General features: G+C 32.8%; 15 protein-coding genes. 2 read left to right on the top strand and 13 right to left on the bottom strand.

The window, feature by feature from the left end; all coding sequences use genetic code 11:
* Positions 1-20: 20 nt before the first annotated feature.
* Positions 21-1,727, bottom strand: coding sequence for an acetate--CoA ligase (gene acsA / locus ACXQH5_RS09830; RefSeq protein WP_000862098.1), 1,707 nt, complete (start codon positions 1,725-1,727; stop codon positions 21-23).
* A gap of 168 nt (positions 1,728-1,895) precedes the next feature.
* On the opposite strand from acsA, the gene ACXQH5_RS09825 reads away from it, so the two are divergent.
* The gene (locus tag ACXQH5_RS09825; protein ID WP_001016006.1) at positions 1,896-2,528 is read left to right on the top strand and encodes a GNAT family N-acetyltransferase; all 633 of its coding nucleotides are present in this window, start codon (positions 1,896-1,898) and stop codon (positions 2,526-2,528) included.
* Positions 2,529-2,552: 24 nt separating this feature from the next.
* A complete protein-coding gene (locus ACXQH5_RS09820) occupies positions 2,553-3,722 on the top strand; it encodes an acetoin utilization protein AcuC (protein WP_001184008.1) in 1,170 nt (389 codons plus the stop codon).
* Between the two features lie 97 nt (positions 3,723-3,819).
* Here ACXQH5_RS09820 and ccpA read toward each other — a convergent pair whose 3' ends face one another.
* The 12 genes from ccpA to ACXQH5_RS09760 form a co-directional block, all read right to left on the bottom strand.
* Positions 3,820-4,809: a catabolite control protein A gene (gene ccpA / locus ACXQH5_RS09815; RefSeq protein WP_000219071.1), complete on the bottom strand. Its 990-nt coding sequence runs from the start codon at positions 4,807-4,809 to the stop codon at positions 3,820-3,822.
* A 72-nt stretch (positions 4,810-4,881) separates the two neighbouring features.
* The gene (locus tag ACXQH5_RS09810; RefSeq protein ID WP_001788994.1) at positions 4,882-4,995 is read right to left on the bottom strand and encodes a hypothetical protein; all 114 of its coding nucleotides are present in this window, start codon (positions 4,993-4,995) and stop codon (positions 4,882-4,884) included.
* A 353-nt stretch (positions 4,996-5,348) separates the two neighbouring features.
* On the bottom strand, positions 5,349-6,440 hold the full coding sequence (locus tag ACXQH5_RS09805) for a bifunctional 3-deoxy-7-phosphoheptulonate synthase/chorismate mutase (RefSeq protein WP_000066378.1): 1,092 nt from the start codon (positions 6,438-6,440) through the stop codon (positions 5,349-5,351).
* A gap of 456 nt (positions 6,441-6,896) precedes the next feature.
* Positions 6,897-6,980 carry a hypothetical protein gene (locus tag ACXQH5_RS09800; RefSeq protein WP_031845115.1) on the bottom strand — a complete coding sequence of 28 codons (84 nt, stop codon included), beginning with the start codon at positions 6,978-6,980 and terminating at the stop codon, positions 6,897-6,899.
* A 155-nt stretch (positions 6,981-7,135) separates the two neighbouring features.
* Positions 7,136-8,335 carry a hypothetical protein gene (locus ACXQH5_RS09795; RefSeq protein WP_000193964.1) on the bottom strand — a complete coding sequence of 400 codons (1,200 nt, stop codon included), beginning with the start codon at positions 8,333-8,335 and terminating at the stop codon, positions 7,136-7,138.
* Positions 8,336-8,408: 73 nt separating this feature from the next.
* A complete protein-coding gene (locus ACXQH5_RS09790; RefSeq protein ID WP_000383814.1) occupies positions 8,409-8,900 on the bottom strand; it encodes a DUF948 domain-containing protein in 492 nt (163 codons plus the stop codon).
* A 73-nt stretch (positions 8,901-8,973) separates the two neighbouring features.
* Positions 8,974-10,287 (bottom strand): UDP-N-acetylmuramate--L-alanine ligase, encoded by a 1,314-nt coding sequence (gene murC / locus ACXQH5_RS09785; RefSeq protein WP_000150169.1) that lies wholly within the window; start codon positions 10,285-10,287, stop codon positions 8,974-8,976.
* Positions 10,288-10,310: 23 nt separating this feature from the next.
* Positions 10,311-14,135, bottom strand: coding sequence for a DNA translocase FtsK (locus ACXQH5_RS09780; RefSeq protein WP_000118319.1), 3,825 nt, complete (start codon positions 14,133-14,135; stop codon positions 10,311-10,313).
* 20 nt (positions 14,136-14,155) lie between these two features.
* A complete protein-coding gene (gene ytpR, locus ACXQH5_RS09775) occupies positions 14,156-14,752 on the bottom strand; it encodes a YtpR family tRNA-binding protein (RefSeq protein WP_001048371.1) in 597 nt (198 codons plus the stop codon).
* Positions 14,753-14,780: 28 nt separating this feature from the next.
* Entirely contained in the window at positions 14,781-15,638 is an 858-nt protein-coding gene (locus tag ACXQH5_RS09770) for a DUF1444 domain-containing protein (RefSeq protein WP_001091379.1), read from the bottom strand.
* Positions 15,639-15,737: 99 nt separating this feature from the next.
* The gene (locus tag ACXQH5_RS09765; protein WP_000811163.1) at positions 15,738-16,049 is read right to left on the bottom strand and encodes a thioredoxin family protein; all 312 of its coding nucleotides are present in this window, start codon (positions 16,047-16,049) and stop codon (positions 15,738-15,740) included.
* A 64-nt stretch (positions 16,050-16,113) separates the two neighbouring features.
* On the bottom strand, positions 16,114-17,190 hold the full coding sequence (locus tag ACXQH5_RS09760) for a M42 family metallopeptidase (protein ID WP_001024572.1): 1,077 nt from the start codon (positions 17,188-17,190) through the stop codon (positions 16,114-16,116).
* Between the last annotated feature and the right edge of the window lie 82 nt (positions 17,191-17,272).

Genomic DNA, 17,272 nt, shown 5'->3' with positions numbered 1-17,272 from the left:
CTTCAAAAACATTCATGTCATTATTCCATTGTACTTAAATCCCCTGCATCTAAATTTAATTCCCAAGCTTTTAATACACGTCTCATAATTTTACCTGAGCGTGTTTTAGGTAATTTATCTTTAAATTCGATTTCACGTGGTGCTGCATGTGCCGACAAACCTTCTTTAACAAATAAACGAATTTCTTCTTTTAATTCGTCTGTTGGTTCATATCCTTTTCTCAGTGCAACAAACGCCTTAATTATTTCACCGCGAACCGGATCAGGTTTACCAATAATTCCTGCTTCGGCAACTGCTTCGTGTTCAACCAATTTAGACTCAACCTCAAATGGTCCAACTCGTTCACCAGCTGTCATAATTACATCATCAACACGTCCTTGGAACCAGAAGTAACCATCTTCATCTTTATATGCCGAATCACCAGATACATACCAGTCTCCAATAAAATATGACTTATATTTTTCTGGATTCTTCCAGATACGATACATCATTGATGGCCAGCCTTTTTTTATAGCAAGGTTGCCCATTCGATTTGGTGGTAATTCATTACCTGCATCATCGATAATTGCAGCTTGAATACCAGGTAATGGTTTGCCCATTGAGCCAAGCTTGACGTCCATCGTTGGATAATTAACAATCATATGTCCACCTGTTTCTGTCATCCACCAAGTATCTAACACCGTTAAACCGTATACTTTTTTCGCCCATTTTATAACTTCAGGATTTAAGGGCTCACCTACTGATAGAATCGAACGTAACGATGACAAGTCATATTTCTCAACAATATCGTCACCAGCACTCATTAACATTCTTAAAGCTGTTGGTGCCGTATACCAAATCGTCACTTTAAAATCTTCAATCATACTATACCAGTGTTCTGGTGAAAAGCGACCACCAGCTATACAATTTGTAGCGCCATTTAACCATGGTGCAAAAATACCATAAGATGTTCCTGTAACCCAACCTGGATCTGCTGTACACCAATAAACATCATCTTCTTGTAAATCTAATACATATTTTCCAGAAATATAGTGCACTAACATTGCTTGTTGAACATGCAATACACCTTTAGGTTGCCCAGTAGAACCTGATGTATAATGTAAAATCAAACCATCATCTGACTTTAACCATTCAATGTCAAATTCATCGCTAGCAGTTTCCATCAAACTAATGAAGTCTATGTAATTGTCTTCTACATCCTCATCTACGACAACAATTTTTTTCAAGTTCGGTAATTTATCTACAGGTACTCGAGGTAACAATGCCTTATTAGTAATTAACACTTTAGCTTCACTGTTCTCTAATCTATCCGCAACCGCCTTTTCCATAAATGCTTCAAATAACGGCCCAACAATTGCACCAATTTTTAAAACACCTAACAACGCAAAATATAGTTCAGGTGTACGAGACATAAATATAAATACTCTGTCACCTTTGTCAACTTCTGCATGTTCAGACAAAACATTCGCTGCTTTATTAGATAACCGTTGCATATCTTTATAAGTATACGATTCTTTTCTGTGCTCATCTTTGTAATTTAACGCTATTTTATCCCCTGATCCTTGATCTACATGGCGATCTATACATTCATATGCCATGTTCATTTTTCCAGTTTCACTCCAAGAAAATGCTTGTTCTACGTCTTTCCAATCAAAAGTATTATATGTTTCTTCATAATCTTTAAGGTTATGTTTGCCTTGCGCTCCTTTATAAACTTCGACTTTCATTTGAAACTCCCCCTTTGTTATGTGAAAACGCTTTCTTTCTCAATATTATACATAACATTTCTAATTATTCAAAATTTTTACTTTTATCCTTTTTCTAGTATTAATTATTGTAAATTTTCTATATAATGAATTTAATACAATCACGACGTCGATTGAGGAGTTGAAAATATGAATCATTTAAAGACGTATCAATCCGAAGATTATTACATTCATGACAAGCAATTTGTTATTGAAGGTCCTTTAACATACGAAGATTTGAAAGCGCTTACTTTCGATGCGCATTTAACCGCATTTAGAGATGCTGAAGATCAGTATGAAGCTTTGTTAGAAATTACAACATTACCAGAAGGTAGAATTTATGTTGCTCGCCAAGATCAACTCATTGTGGGGTATGTCACTTTCCACTATCCTGATGAAATTGAGCGCTGGTCTACAGGTAACCTTCCATATTTAATCGAATTGGGGGCAATTGAAGTCAGCATCAATTTTAGGCAATTACAACTTGCAGAAAAGCTAATACAACTTAGCCTTTCTCCACCAGAATTCGAGGATTATATCGTTATAACTACAGAATATTACTGGCATTGGGATTTAAAAAATTCAAAGTTAGATGTATTTGACTATAAAAAATTAATGCAGCGATTAATGGCAACTGGTGGACTTGAAATATTCGCTACAGATGATCCAGAAATAACAAGTCATCCAGCTAATTGTTTAATGGCAAGAATTGGCAAAAATATTACATTAGAACAGCAACAAGCGTTTGATGATATTCGATATATGAATCGGTTTTTCTTTTAATTTTTGGAATATCGGAGGGATTATATGCAACAACATTCATCAAAAACTGCATATGTTTATTCAGATAAGTTATTACAATATCGATTTCATGACCAACATCCCTTCAATCAAATGCGTTTAAAATTAACAACAGAGCTACTTTTGAATGCAAATTTATTGTCTCCAGAACAAATAGTACAACCTAGAATTGCAACAGATGACGAATTAATGTTAATTCATAAATATGATTACGTCGAAGCTATTAAGCATGCTTCACATGGCATTATCAGTGAAGATGAGGCTAAGAAATATGGATTAAATGATGAAGAGAATGGTCAATTTAAGCATATGCATCGCCATAGTGCCACAATTGTTGGAGGCGCTTTAACTTTAGCAGATCTTATTATGTCAGGCAAAGTATTAAATGGTTGTCACTTAGGTGGTGGTTTGCATCACGCTCAACCTGGTCGAGCAAGTGGTTTTTGTATATACAATGATATTGCAATTACCGCACAATACTTAGCTAAAGAATACAATCAACGCGTTTTAATCATAGATACCGATGCACATCATGGAGATGGTACACAATGGAGTTTCTATGCCGATAACCATGTTACTACTTATTCTATCCATGAAACCGGAAAATTTCTTTTCCCAGGCTCTGGTCACTATACTGAGCGCGGTGAAGATATCGGCTATGGGCACACTGTAAATGTCCCACTTGAACCGTATACAGAAGATGCATCATTTTTGGAGTGTTTTAAATTAACAGTTGAGCCTGTCGTAAAGAGTTTTAAACCTGATATTATTCTAAGCGTAAATGGTGTCGATATACATTATCGTGATCCACTAACTCATCTAAATTGTACGTTACATTCATTATATGAAATTCCATATTTTGTAAAATATTTAGCTGATACTTATACGAATGGAAAGGTAATTATGTTTGGTGGCGGAGGCTACAATATTTGGAGAGTCGTACCACGTGCATGGAGTCATGTATTCTTAAGTTTAATTGATCAACCAATTCAAAGTGGTTATTTACCGTTAGAATGGATTAATAAATGGAAACATTATTCATCTGAATTATTACCTAAAAGATGGGAAGATCGTTTAAATGATTATACCTATGTTCCCCGCACAAAAGAAATTAGTGAAAAAAATAAAAAATTAGCTTTACATATAGCGAGTTGGTACGAATCTACTCGTCAATAAGTCACCTAATCTGCAACGATTTTAAAAGATAAATAAAAGGCATTCTTCCAACACCCGTATAAGTCGAGTCGTTAGATGAATGCCTAATTTTGTGAATTTATTTTGTAGTTCCTCGGTATTCAATTCTGTGTGGTAAAACTACATTCGGTTCTTCTATCTTTTCATCGTTCATATATTTTGTTAATAAGCGCATCCCTACTGCACCGATATCATATAATGGTTGAATAACACTAGAAAGTTGTGGTCTAACCATCTCAACTAAGCGTGTATTATTGAAACTAATAATTTGTAATTCCTCTGGAACTTTAATACCAGCATCCATTGCACTATGCATGATACCAATAGCTTCTTCGTCACTGATACATAATATAGCATCTGGAAGATTACCTTTCATTTTGGCAAAAGCTTTTACGCCTTCTTTATAACTTTCAGCACCAGAACAATTCAATGTATCACCTAATTGAAGACCATTTTTATTTAACACTTCAGTTAAACCTGCTAAAACATCTTCTTGAGCTTTTTTAGAATGTTCTCCACCTACTAAAGCAAATGATTTAGCGCCTTTTTCAATTAATTCTCCCGTAATTTCTTTCGCAGCTTCAGTAAAATCAATATTAACAGATGCTATATGTGCATCCTTACCATTTGTTCCTGATACTACTACAGGTACAGATGATTGATTTATCAATTCTTTCATTTCTTCAGTAATTGTACCACCAAGGAAAATAATACCATCAACTTGTTTACTTAATAAGTTATTAAAAATTTCTTTTTCCTTTTCAGAATCGTTATCTGAATTTGAAATAATTGAGTGGTATTTATACATTGTTGCAATATCTTCAAGTCCACGAGCAAGTTGTGAATAATAGATATTAGATATATCTGGAATGATCACACCTACTGTTGTTGTCTTTTTACTAGCTAAACCTCTAGCAACAGCATTTGGACGATAATTCAAACGCTTAATGACTTCGTTAACTTTATTTTTAGTTTCTGCTTTAACATTTTGGTTCCCATTAACAACACGCGACACTGTGGCCATAGAGACACGCGCTTCTCTTGCTACATCATATATAGTAACTGTCATAATTTCCTCCTTGTAAACGTTTTATTCATTATAATAACATGTTTTCATTTCATTTTCATAGTTTACCATATTTTAATTTACAGTAACATATTTTTGTTTGGAAAAATTTAGCGAAAAGCTTGAAATAAAAACAAACGCTAAATGATAACGAACGATATATTTTAATTTTATATAAACTTTTTTCATTTTTAATTGTAATATTTTGAGAAAGCCTTTTCAAATATCAATTACATTTGTTAAAAAATGTTCACATTTCAGTAACAAATGTGTGAATCTATTATATTTACAGATAATTCATAGTCATAATTTTAATTACTGCTATCAGTCATATTCTTTAATAATTGTGAAATTGGACAAGTGTCGAAATATTATAACAATCGTTAAGTGTAGTATAGCCTTTATTTTTTTACAAAAAATAATAGCCACTCTAAAAGTAATATACTCTTAGAATGGCTACTAGTTTAAAATTGTCAATTCAAAGATAATATTCTACTTCAACATGACATATTAGTTAAGTAGTCTATAGTTTCCTTGGAATATTATTTTAACTTTTTAGCGTTATATAAATCAGCTAAAGGCTTTAATTCATCATAAAATGCTTGGAATTCATCTAAATCCATTTGTTGACCCGCATCACTAAGTGCAACAGATGGATCTGGATGCACCTCAGCCATAACTCCATCAGCACCTACTGCTAATGCTGCTTTCGCAGTTGGTAACATGATATCTTTACGACCTGTACTATGCGTAACATCTACCATGACTGGTAAATGTGTACCTTGTTTTAAAATTGGTACTGCTGAAATATCTAAAGTGTTACGTGTCGCCTTTTCATAAGTTCGGATTCCGCGTTCACATAAAATAATGTTTTGATTACCTTGTGAAGCAATGTATTCAGCTGCATAAACAAACTCTTCGATTGTAGCAGATAAACCACGTTTTAATAGAATAGGCTTTTTCGTACGCCCAGCTTCTTTTAATAACTCAAAGTTTTGCATATTACGTGCACCAATTTGGAATACATCTAAGTATTCGTCGGCTACTTCAAAATCATTAGGATTTACAATTTCACTAACTACATTTAAATCATATTTATCTTTAATCTGTTTAAGTATTTTAAGTCCTTCAACACCTAGGCCTTGGAAGTCATAAGGCGATGTACGTGGTTTAAAAGCACCGCCACGAATAAACTTTTCACCTTTGGCATGTAAATTTTTAGCTACCGCTTCTACTTGTTCAAATGATTCAACAGAGCATGGTCCAAATACAAATGATTTGTTGCCATCTCCAATAATACCCCCATTATCAAATGTTACAATCGTATCCTCAGGTTTCAACTTACGAGATACGTATAAGTGTTTTTCATTTTCAGATTTTTGTAAATCTGTAGAGGCTTTAAAAATTTCTTTAAATAATTGCTTAATTGTATTATCGTTAAATGGTCCTTTGTTGCTATCAATTAAGTCGTTAAGCATTTCTTTTTCGCGTTGTGGATCATAGATACGTGTACCTTGTTTTAATTTTTCTTCCCCAATTTTTTGTGCTAGTTCACCACGTTTAGATAATAAATCTAAAATTTGATGATTCAGTGAGACAATCTCACTTCTGTATGATTCTAATTTATTACTCATCCTTACTCACCTCTACGAATTATTTCAAGTATATTCCACTTTAAAGCAATAAAATATAATGTTAAAAAATATTCTAACAATATCATATGTATAGTTCAACCCTAAATTGACAGAAAATAATTAATTTTCTAATTATATGATTCGAGACTACCATTTTATGTTTTTTTGGCTTTTGTTGGAAAATTTTTATTGTATTTTGATATTAAATACCCAATGATGATTGATTTAATTTGTGTTACCATTATAGCTTATTTTGAATAGACATTTATGCTTTTAAGAAAAATTTTCGTTTCTGATGTCTATTATAAATCTAAAAATCTAATACTTACAACCTAACGCTTAATAAAAATTAACAACCTTTGTATATTAATATAAATCTATAGTGAACGTCACTCAACAACATATGCGGCTATATTTGAATTAGTGAACGTCATTGTACCTTCTAAGATTCATTGTTTATTTGATTATCGAATATTTTTCCATCTTCAGCTTAAAATGTGCACTATCACTATTGTAATCTAACGATGTTACAAACAACATAAATACATGGAATGATCGTGTTGCCTTTCAAAATAAACTGATGATATCAAAAAAGGTAAGCACCTGAATGCCTACCTTTTATTTTGAAATTCAATTTTTAAAAATATAATACATAGCTTACTGCTATGATTGATTATTAAACGATTTTAGTAATCTTAGTCATTAAATGTACGTTTTTCTATTTTACTTTTAGCTTTTTCAACTTTAGCATTTGACGTTTTTGATGCATTGGATGACTTAGCATTTGTTGTTTTTGAATTCTTATTACTAGTTTGATTATTCTTTTGAGTTGACTTACTTGAACTACTTTGTTTCTTAGCACCTTGTGCTGATTTCTTATTATGTTGCTTTTTCTGACCTGAAGTTTTATTTGTAGATGCTTTTGATGCATTTCGTTTATTTGAAGGTGTTGTTTTTTTAGATTGTTTACCTGATTTCTTGTCAACAGCTGTATTATTAGTTGTTTTTTCATCAGCTTTACGTGTAATAACACCCTTTTCAAATTTAGCTTCTTTTTGTTTAACAGTGTCTTTATTATCTGTATTAACTGTCTCTGATACATCATTCTTTTTAGTAACTAATTGAGGAATTTCTTTCAAGTCATTTTTAGCAACTGGTTTTTCTGCAAATAACGCTTCAGTTAATTGACTCTCTTTTGAACCTGGTGTTAATTTAGCTTGCTTCTGTTTTGCAGCGTTTGCTAATCTTTCAGCTTGTGACTCTTCTTTCGATGCCTTCAATGCCGATGCTTTTGACTCTTCATTTGATACAGCCACACTTTTATCCGCTTCTGCTTGTGCTTCTTTTTTAGCTTCTTGAATCTCTTGTGCCTCTTGTGATGTATCACTTAAATTATTTGCACTTGCTTCTTCTTTTATCGCTGCTTGTTGTGCCTTCAATGCCGATGCTTTTGACTCTTCATTTGATACAGCCACACTTTTATCCGCTTCTGCTTGTGCTTCTCTTTTAGCTTCTTGAATCTCTTGTGCTTCTTGTGATGTATCGCTTAAATTATTTGCACTTGCTTCTTCTTTTATCGCTGCTTGTTGTGCTTTTAATGCCGCTTGCTCATTTTTAGATTTGTTTAAAAATCCTTCAACACGTTCTTTTGTATAGGCAACCGTTTCTTCAAGTTGCGTTTTTCTTTCTTCAAACTTTTGCGACAGTTCTTGTTCTTTGACTTTTAAATCATCTGCTTTTTGATAAACTTTATTTTTAAAATACAAGCCTAAAGCTGAACCAACAAGCGCGCCAGTTATAAAACTAACAACAAAATCTTTACGGTTCGGTAGTGGTTCATTTTGATAAGTGTGTTTATTTTTTAATGTTCTTTTATTATTTTGTTGCTGCGTCATTTGTATATCCTCCTATAACAAATGCACTTAAATAAGTAACAACCTCATTTAAGTGCATTTGTTTAATTATTAATTATTTATCTACTCGAGAAGTATAGCTATGATTTGCATCAGTTGCTACATTATTAGCTTTGTAATTTGCACTTCCACGACGGTAGTGTCTATTTTGCCATTTGTCTGCAATTTCCATTGCAACATTTGACCATTGAACAACTTGTGAGATTTTATCTTCATTTTGAGAAATATTATGTGTAATTGAATTTGTTACACGATCTACAGAGCTGTTTAACGTTTGTACTGAGTCACCGATACCTTTAACAGCATCTACAACTGAGTTTAAACGATCTACTTTACCTTGGATATCCTCAGTTAAACGGTTTACTTTATGAAGTAAATCTGTTGTTTCACGAGTAATACCTTGAACTTGACCTTCTACACCATCAAGTGTTTTTGCAACATAATCTAAGTTTTTCTTAACAGAATTTAATACAGCTACGATACCGATACATAAAATTAAGAATGCAATCGCAGCGATAATTCCAGCAATTGGTAAAATCCAATCCATTAAAAACGCCTCCTAATTAACATGTAATAATGTCATTAATAATAAATACCCATACTACTCTATTATAAACATATTAAAACGCATTTTTCATGCCTAATTTATCTAAATATGCATTTTGTAATTTTTGAATATCACCTGCACCCATAAATAAAACAACAGCATTATCAAATTGTTCTAATACATTAATAGAATCTTCATTAATTAACGATGCACCTTCAATTTTATCAATTAAATCTTGTATCGTTAATGCGCCAGTATTTTCTCTAATTGATCCAAAAATTTCACATAAGAATACACGATCTGCTTTACTTAAACTTTCTGCAAATTCATTTAAAAATGCTTGTGTTCTAGAGAAAGTGTGTGGTTGAAATACTGCAACAACTTCTTTATGTGGATATTTTTTTCGTGCTGTTTCAATTGTAGCACTAATTTCTCTTGGATGGTGTGCATAATCATCTACGATAACTTGATTTGCAATTGTAGTTTCATTGAAACGACGTTTAACACCACCAAACGTTTCTAATGCTTCTTTAATATTTGTAACATCTAGCTTCTCTAAATAACTAATCGCAATTACAGCTAATGCATTTAAAACTGTATGGTCACCATATTGCGGAGACAGGAAGTGATCATAAAACTCACCATCCACATACACATCAAAAGCAGTACCTTTATCCGTAATTTGAATATTTTGAGCATATATGTCATCCGAATCTTTAAATCCATAGTAATAAATTGGAACATCTGCTTCAATTTTACGTAGATGTTCATCATCACCCCAAGCAATAATACCTTTTTTAACATTATGTGCCATTTCTTGGAATGCATCAAAAACATCATTAATATCTTTGAAATAATCAGGATGATCGAAATCAATATTTGTCATAATTGCGTAATCAGGTTTATAACTTAAAAAGTGACGTCTATATTCACATGCCTCAAAAGCGAAATAATCACTTTCAGGCAATCCCATACCTGTGCCATCACCAATTAAAAATGAAGTCTTTTTATCACCATTCATAACATGTGATAATAAACCTGTTGTAGAAGTTTTACCATGTGCACCAGTTACAGCTACAGAAGTATATTGATCAATAATCTGTCCTAAAAAATCATTATAACTTACAACATCTAATTTCAATTGATGTGCACGTACTATTTCTTCATGGCTACTCGCGAATGCATTACCTTGTATAACTACCATATCTTCTTTTATGTTATTAGCATCAAATGGTAATATTTTTATCCCCTTATTTCTAAGAGCAACTTCTGTAAATACGTAGTTCTCAATATCCGATCCTTGAACTTCATGTCCTAAATCATGCATGATTTGTGCTAATGAACTCATGCCAGAACCTTTAATTCCGACAAAATGATAGTGTGTCATTATATAAAACTCCTTACTCATAATTATTCTTTATTTAAATCTGCTTCCGTAACATAAACATCCCTTGGTTTTGAACCATTAGCACTCGAAACATAACCGAGTTGCTCTAATTGATCGATAATTCTTGCTGCTCTATTATAGCCAATTTGGAAATGTCTTTGGATTAATGATGTTGAAATATGTCCTTCATTAACCATAAATGCACAAACATCATCAAATAATTCATCTTGTGATTGTGTTTGTGTTTTTTTCAACAATTCTTTTTCTTCAAATAGATAGTCCGGTTCTCTTTGTTGTTTGATAAAATCAACAACATCATCAATTTCGTCATCAGAAACAAATGTACCTTGAACTCTAATCGGTTTATTCATACCGCTACCAAGATATAACATATCGCCATATCCTAACAAGCGTTCTGCTCCACCACTGTCTAATATCGTTCTCGAATCTACACTTGATGATACCATAAATGCAATTCTCGTTGGTATGTTGGCTTTAATTAAACCTGTAATTACATTGACAGATGGTCTTTGCGTAGCTACTAACATATGAATACCACATGCTCTCGCTTTTTGAGCAATTCTAGCAATAGACTGCTCAACTTCTTGCGGAGCCATCATCATTAAATCAGCCAATTCATCAATTACTATGACAATTTTTGGCATTCTTTCATCATATGGTGCTTTTTTGTTAAATGCTGTTATATTACGTACATGATAATGTGCAAATAACTTATAACGTCTTTCCATTTCTTCTACAGCCCATTTTAAACTCTGTGTAGCTGCTTTGACATCTGTAATTACCGGTGCAACTAAATGTGGCAAACCATTATAAGGAGCTAATTCAACCATTTTTGGATCAATAAGTAATAATCTTAATTCCTCAGGGTGATTTTTATATAGTAAAGACATCAAAATACTATTGATACAAACTGATTTCCCTGAGCCAGTTGCACCTGCAATTAGTGCGTGTGGCGTTTTAGCAATATCCATAAGTAATGGTTCATTATTAATTCTATACCCCATCGCAACTGTTAATTTAGATTCAGCATTTTTAAAACTTGGAGATTCAATAATAGAACGTAAGTTGACCGTCGTTGGATTTTGGTTCGGAACTTCAATACCAACACGACTAGTTCCTGGAATTGGCGCTTCTATACGAATATCTTTCGCTGCCAATGCCATTTTAATGTCATCTTGTAATGCCGTAATTCTTGAAACTTTAACACCTTTTTCAACTGATAATTCAAATCTTGTAACACTTGGACCTTCAGTTACATCTTGAACTTCTGCAGGTACATTAAAGTAAAATAATGCGTCATTAAGTTCTTTCTTTTTATCTGTAATCCAGTCCTCGTCCGGCTCAATAACTTGTGGTTCTTCTAGTAATGAAACACTTGGCAATTTAATATTTGGGCCTTTACGAATCATCGGCTTAGATGTTTGTACAGCTTGATTTGTTGCAACATCTGGTTGGTTCGTCTGAGGTCTATTTTCATTAGCTGTATCTTCATTTTGATTTGAAAATGTAGGCTGTAAATCTTTTTGTTGATCATCATTATCTTGTTGTTCACTAGTATTGTTTGGATGTGTTGTTTCTTCGCTTTCTTCAGTTATGTCGCTTACTTCTGAAACTGAAGACGGAGTTGATTGATCAACTTGCTCATTTTCCAATTGATTATCATCTTGGCTTTCTTCAAATGTTTCCGTTTGAGTTGAATCAGCAGAAGGTTTCTGCTCTGAATATTGTTGTGCATTTTGATAATCATTTTCTGTTTCTGCATGACCAATAAGTTGATTGTTCTCAACATTGTTTGATGTCATATTATTTGTTTTATATGCATTTGTGTTTGACTCTTGTGAATCAGTACTTGATGATGGTGTGGTTTGAGTCGCAGTCTTGCTTTCACTCGCAGCTTGTTTACTTTGTACAGGCTTTAATTCAGGCACATTGACTTTTGAATGCTTTTTACGATCCATCATACGCTTTTTATCAGATGGCGTCATGACAACATTAAATGGTCTTTTACTTAAAGTTGAAACCTTTTCAGTCTGTTTCTTTGGATTTGCGTTTTCAATAGTTTTCTCTTCGACATTTTGTTCACTTTCAGCTGCTTCGTTTTGCACATTTTCTGTAATTTCTGCGTTATGCTTTTCTATTTCATTCATGCTTGAATCTTCCACAACATGACCATCATTCACATCATTCGTTTTCAATGAGTTGACACTTAAGTTTGTTTGGTCATCTTTTTTATGACGCGGCGCTAATTCAATTTCATTATCAACCGTTTTATCGATATTATTAACTTGAGATTCAGTTACTGCGTGCTCTTGCGTTTTAGGAGCGTCTACATGCATTTCAGACGCGTCTCTATTGGTATTATCTTCGCTATTTGAAGTAGTATCCTCATCTACTTCTGTATCATTTAATTCATAAAATTCTGCATCATCGATTTGACTTCCTGAATATTCTTCTTTATTCGTTGCTCCGTCTTCTTCTGAATCAGCAATTAATCTGGATTGATTTTTTAGTTCATCTTGATTATTTACTTCAACGTTATGCTGCAGTGCTGATTGACGTTGAGACGTTACATCCGAAACCGTAACTTCATCATCTGACAATTGTTTTGTTGTCGATACTTGATTCAAACTAACTTCCTCATAATTGTATGGACTTTCATCTACATGAGTGTCATCAGTGTCTTCATTTTGTATTGACGGTTGTTTATTTTCATCATTTGATACAGCTTCATTCTCTATGCCATTTGTATGAAGCTGACTAGCATCTGTACTATTATCTGTTAAGTCACTATCATCATTTAATGAACTATCACCAACATAGCGTTCCGCTTGTTTAGCATACATTTCATCAATTGCACGTTGTATTGCATCTTGCTCTTCGTTTTTATGTTCTTCACGCTTTTGTTGCAACGCTTTTTTAAATCGACGCTTTTGAAGCACTTTACGTTCTCGTTCACGTCTAATTTCTTCAACAATTTGTGAAGCATAAATATTTTCAATTTTGATAGTATTATCAACTTTTGAATAATTAGGCGTTGATTTTGTTATTGATGATACATTTTCATCTGATGATTTAGATGCAGTTCCTTGTTTGACAACACTATCATTTTGTTTCTCTTGTTCTAATTGTTTATTTTGAGACGTTTGCGTCTTAGCTACATATTTATCATATTTTTGTTTATCTGACTCAACTTTTTCTGAAGGTTTACTTACAGGGATACGACCATTTTCTAACTTTTTAGGTTTCATTGTGCCAAAAATAGCTGACGGTACCTCTGAAGTCTTGAAACTTTCTTTGTGATAATCTGGAGTTGAATCGTTAGCACGATGATTTGTATTATTAGAATACATATTATGTGTTTTTGACTTGTGCGTTTCCTTCTCAATACCATTAATTGCAGAAACATATGTACCTGGCTTATTCGTATGGTAATGTGAATGATCTTTATATTTTATACTTTGCTGTGATATTTTAGAATTCCCACGTTGTTCACTATAATTTTGTTCTTCAGTTGTTTGATTTCTTCTACGGCGATGTCGTTTTTGTGAACGAGAATCGTGGCTTTGTTTGCGATAGTCTCGATGGTATTGTTCTTTTTCATCTGAAATAGTATCTGCAGATTGTTCAACATTTTCATTTTCATAAGCTACGCTCATAGGAAAACGGAATTTTCCCCTCGGACGACTATAAATATCATTATTTTGAGGCAGTAATGAGTCATGATCGTTATCTATATTTTGTGATTCTTGACGTCTTTTTTTCTTTCTATGAATCAAGTCATCATTTGAATCATTATCTTCGCCGAATAATTTATCAAACCAGCTCATATTTTCACTACCTTCCTTAATTATTCAAAAAATGCTTGTCCAATTTCATAGCTGTCATTTAATACCATAATACCTTTTTCTTCAGGTGCATTAGGTAAATTCAATTCTTTCATTGAACAAATCATACCGCTTGAGGCAACACCACGTAATTCAGCATCTTTAATTACCATACCGCTAGGCATCACTGCACCTACTTTAGCAACAACAACTTTCTGTCCAGCTTCAACGTTAGGCGCGCCACATACAATTTGTAATGTGTCATTTCCAACGTTTACATTTAGTACGCTTAATTTATCTGCATCAGGATGTTTGTCTTTAGTTTCAACGTAGCCAACTACAAATTTCGGTGATAGATCAGCATTTAATTTATAATCAAAACCAGCTTCTGAAATACGCTTTTGGAATACATTTACAAGTTCATCAGTTAATTTAATATGACCTGTTTCTTCAATTGTTATATCTTTTGAAATTTCAAAAATATTATAACCTACAACATTACCTTCATTAGTAATTTCAACAACGTTACCTTTTTTATTGTAGTTTAATTCACCTTCAACTGGTTCAATTTGTAAAAATGCAACATCTCCTACATATTTAGGATTGTAAAATAAATTCATTATGACAAAACTCCTTATCCAATTATTTCTATTTATCTTTATTAAATTTACGACGATTTGCTTCTAAACGCTGAATCACGTTTGGATCTCTTTTTTGTTTATTATTTTTACCTAAAATAAATATCGGTTCAAGATGACCCTGTTTATATCCAAAGGATAATGATGTAATTGGAACTAGACCTTTAGTGAAAAATTCCATTGTTAAATGTGCCATCACATCATATCCTGTTTTATTGCGTATATCTGCAATAATTAACACATCTTGGTGTGGCACTGCTACGAGCATTTCGCCTTGACATTGTGCCTCAATTTCATTTAAAAATGCAGTATTTAGTATCCTACTTGCATCATACCCGTCATTTGAGTTAATAAAATAAAAAATATTACCTTTTACTTCATCAGTCGTAAATGAATTTGACAATTTTCTAACATTAAACAGAGACATGTCTCTTATTTGTTGTTCAGTTAACTTCAAATCCTCCAACATGCTTTCGTCAATTAGACGATATGATTTCCCTAAATCGACTGCATAATAAACTGCTGTTTCTGCAGTATGCTCATCATAGATAAAAGGAACGCCTTGTTTAGTTTTTTTATCAAAGCTAGTCGCTCTAATGACAGGCATGATTTGACTAGATGATATACTCTCAAGGGTTTTATCTGCCATTTGTGCAATAGCTTCATCAACGTAATAAACAATTTCATCTACAATTTTTTCTTTTTTATCTTCATATTTTGCGACTATAGCGTTAAGTTTAATCGTGATACCTTTGTTATTATCTGTTCGATAAATACGCAAAGTTTCTTCTTCACGATTAAATTTAAAATCAACGTCTAAATGGTTTAAACGTTCCTTTAATTTATCTCTCATTTGAAAGGTATTCATATGTAACACTCCTAATTTCGCACCTTATAATAGTTTACAATAAATCAACACATAGTAACAGAGAAAAACGAGTATTACCCCGTTTTTCTCTAGTCTAAATTACACGTATTGAGCTAAAAATGCATCTATCTGTTCAATTGATTTTCGTTCTTTTCCAATATAACTTCCAAGCAGTTCTCCATTTTTATATACTAGAAAACTTGGAATCCCCATAATACCATTTTCAATACAAATATCCATAAATTTATCACGGTCTACTGATACGAAATCAAACATAGGATATCTCGCTTCTAATTCCGGTAAATCTGGTTCTATCACTCTACAATCTGGACACCAGCCTGCAGTGAATTCAAATACTGTAGCACCTTGTTTTAAAGATTCAAATTGTTGTTCTGATTCAAGTTGTTTCATTTTTATGTCTCCTTAATTAATGATTATATATAACTATTTAGAGATAATAGTTGTTATTACCCGATTATTTATATTGTAATGTTTCTATTTGATTATTATCTAAATTACAAATGGCTTCTGAAAGTAAAGATCTAGCTGCAAAATAGTCTCTTATATCAAATACTGAGTCTGTACTATGAATATATCGTGCACATACACCAATAACCGCAGTCGGAATACCAATATTAGCTTTATGAATTTCTCCACCATCTGTTCCACCTGGTGACATATAGTATTGATGTTCAATGTCATGTGCTTCTACTAACTTTAATAAATAGTCTCTAAATGCAGGCTTTAAAATCATTGTACCGTCTTTTATGCGAATTAACGTACCTTTACCAAGTTCACCGGATAATGGTTGATTACCTTTAACGTCATTGGCAGGTGAACAATCGACTACAAATGCAACGTCTGGGTCTATCATCTCTGCAGATGCTTTCGCACCTCGTAATCCAACCTCTTCTTGAACATTTGCGCCAACATACAAGTCTATATCTAATTCTATATCTTTTAATAATTCTAGTATTTCAATTGCCAAGACACAACCATAACGATTATCCCATGCTTTAGCACTATAACGATGTTCAGATAACTGTGTGAATGGCGTGTGAGGTACAATTGTATCTCCTATATCTATTCCGCGCTCACGCACTTCATCTTCATTTTGAGCACCTATATCTAATGTTAAATCTTTAATTTCCGGTGCACCTTCACTACCAGTACGAAAATGTTTAGGTATATTAGAAACAACACCGATAATTTTATCGCCATTTCTATTTTTAATTACTAAGCGTTGTCCTTGCCAAATATCATTTGCAACACCACCTAAATTTGTGAATTGAATCATTCCATTTTTAGTGATGTTTGTAATCATAAATCCAATTTCATCCATATGTGCTGCAATCATTACACGTTTTGCATTTGGATTTTTAGATTTTTTCACACCAAAAAAACCACCCATACGATTTTCAATAAATTCATCTACGTACGGCGCCATTTGCTGAGTCATATAATTTTTTACTTCCTCTTCAAAACCTGGTGCCCCATGAAGCTCAGTTAAAGTTTGAATTCGTTGTAATGTTACTTTTTTATTTATGTTCATAAAAGTTCTCACTCCTTATAAGTTATTATATCATCTTCAATATGGTAAACTAATGATATGAATTTGAAATCAAGGGAGCATA

This window comes from Staphylococcus sp. SA22 (assembly GCF_054165785.1).
This window is presented reverse-complemented; position numbering and strand designations above follow the sequence as displayed.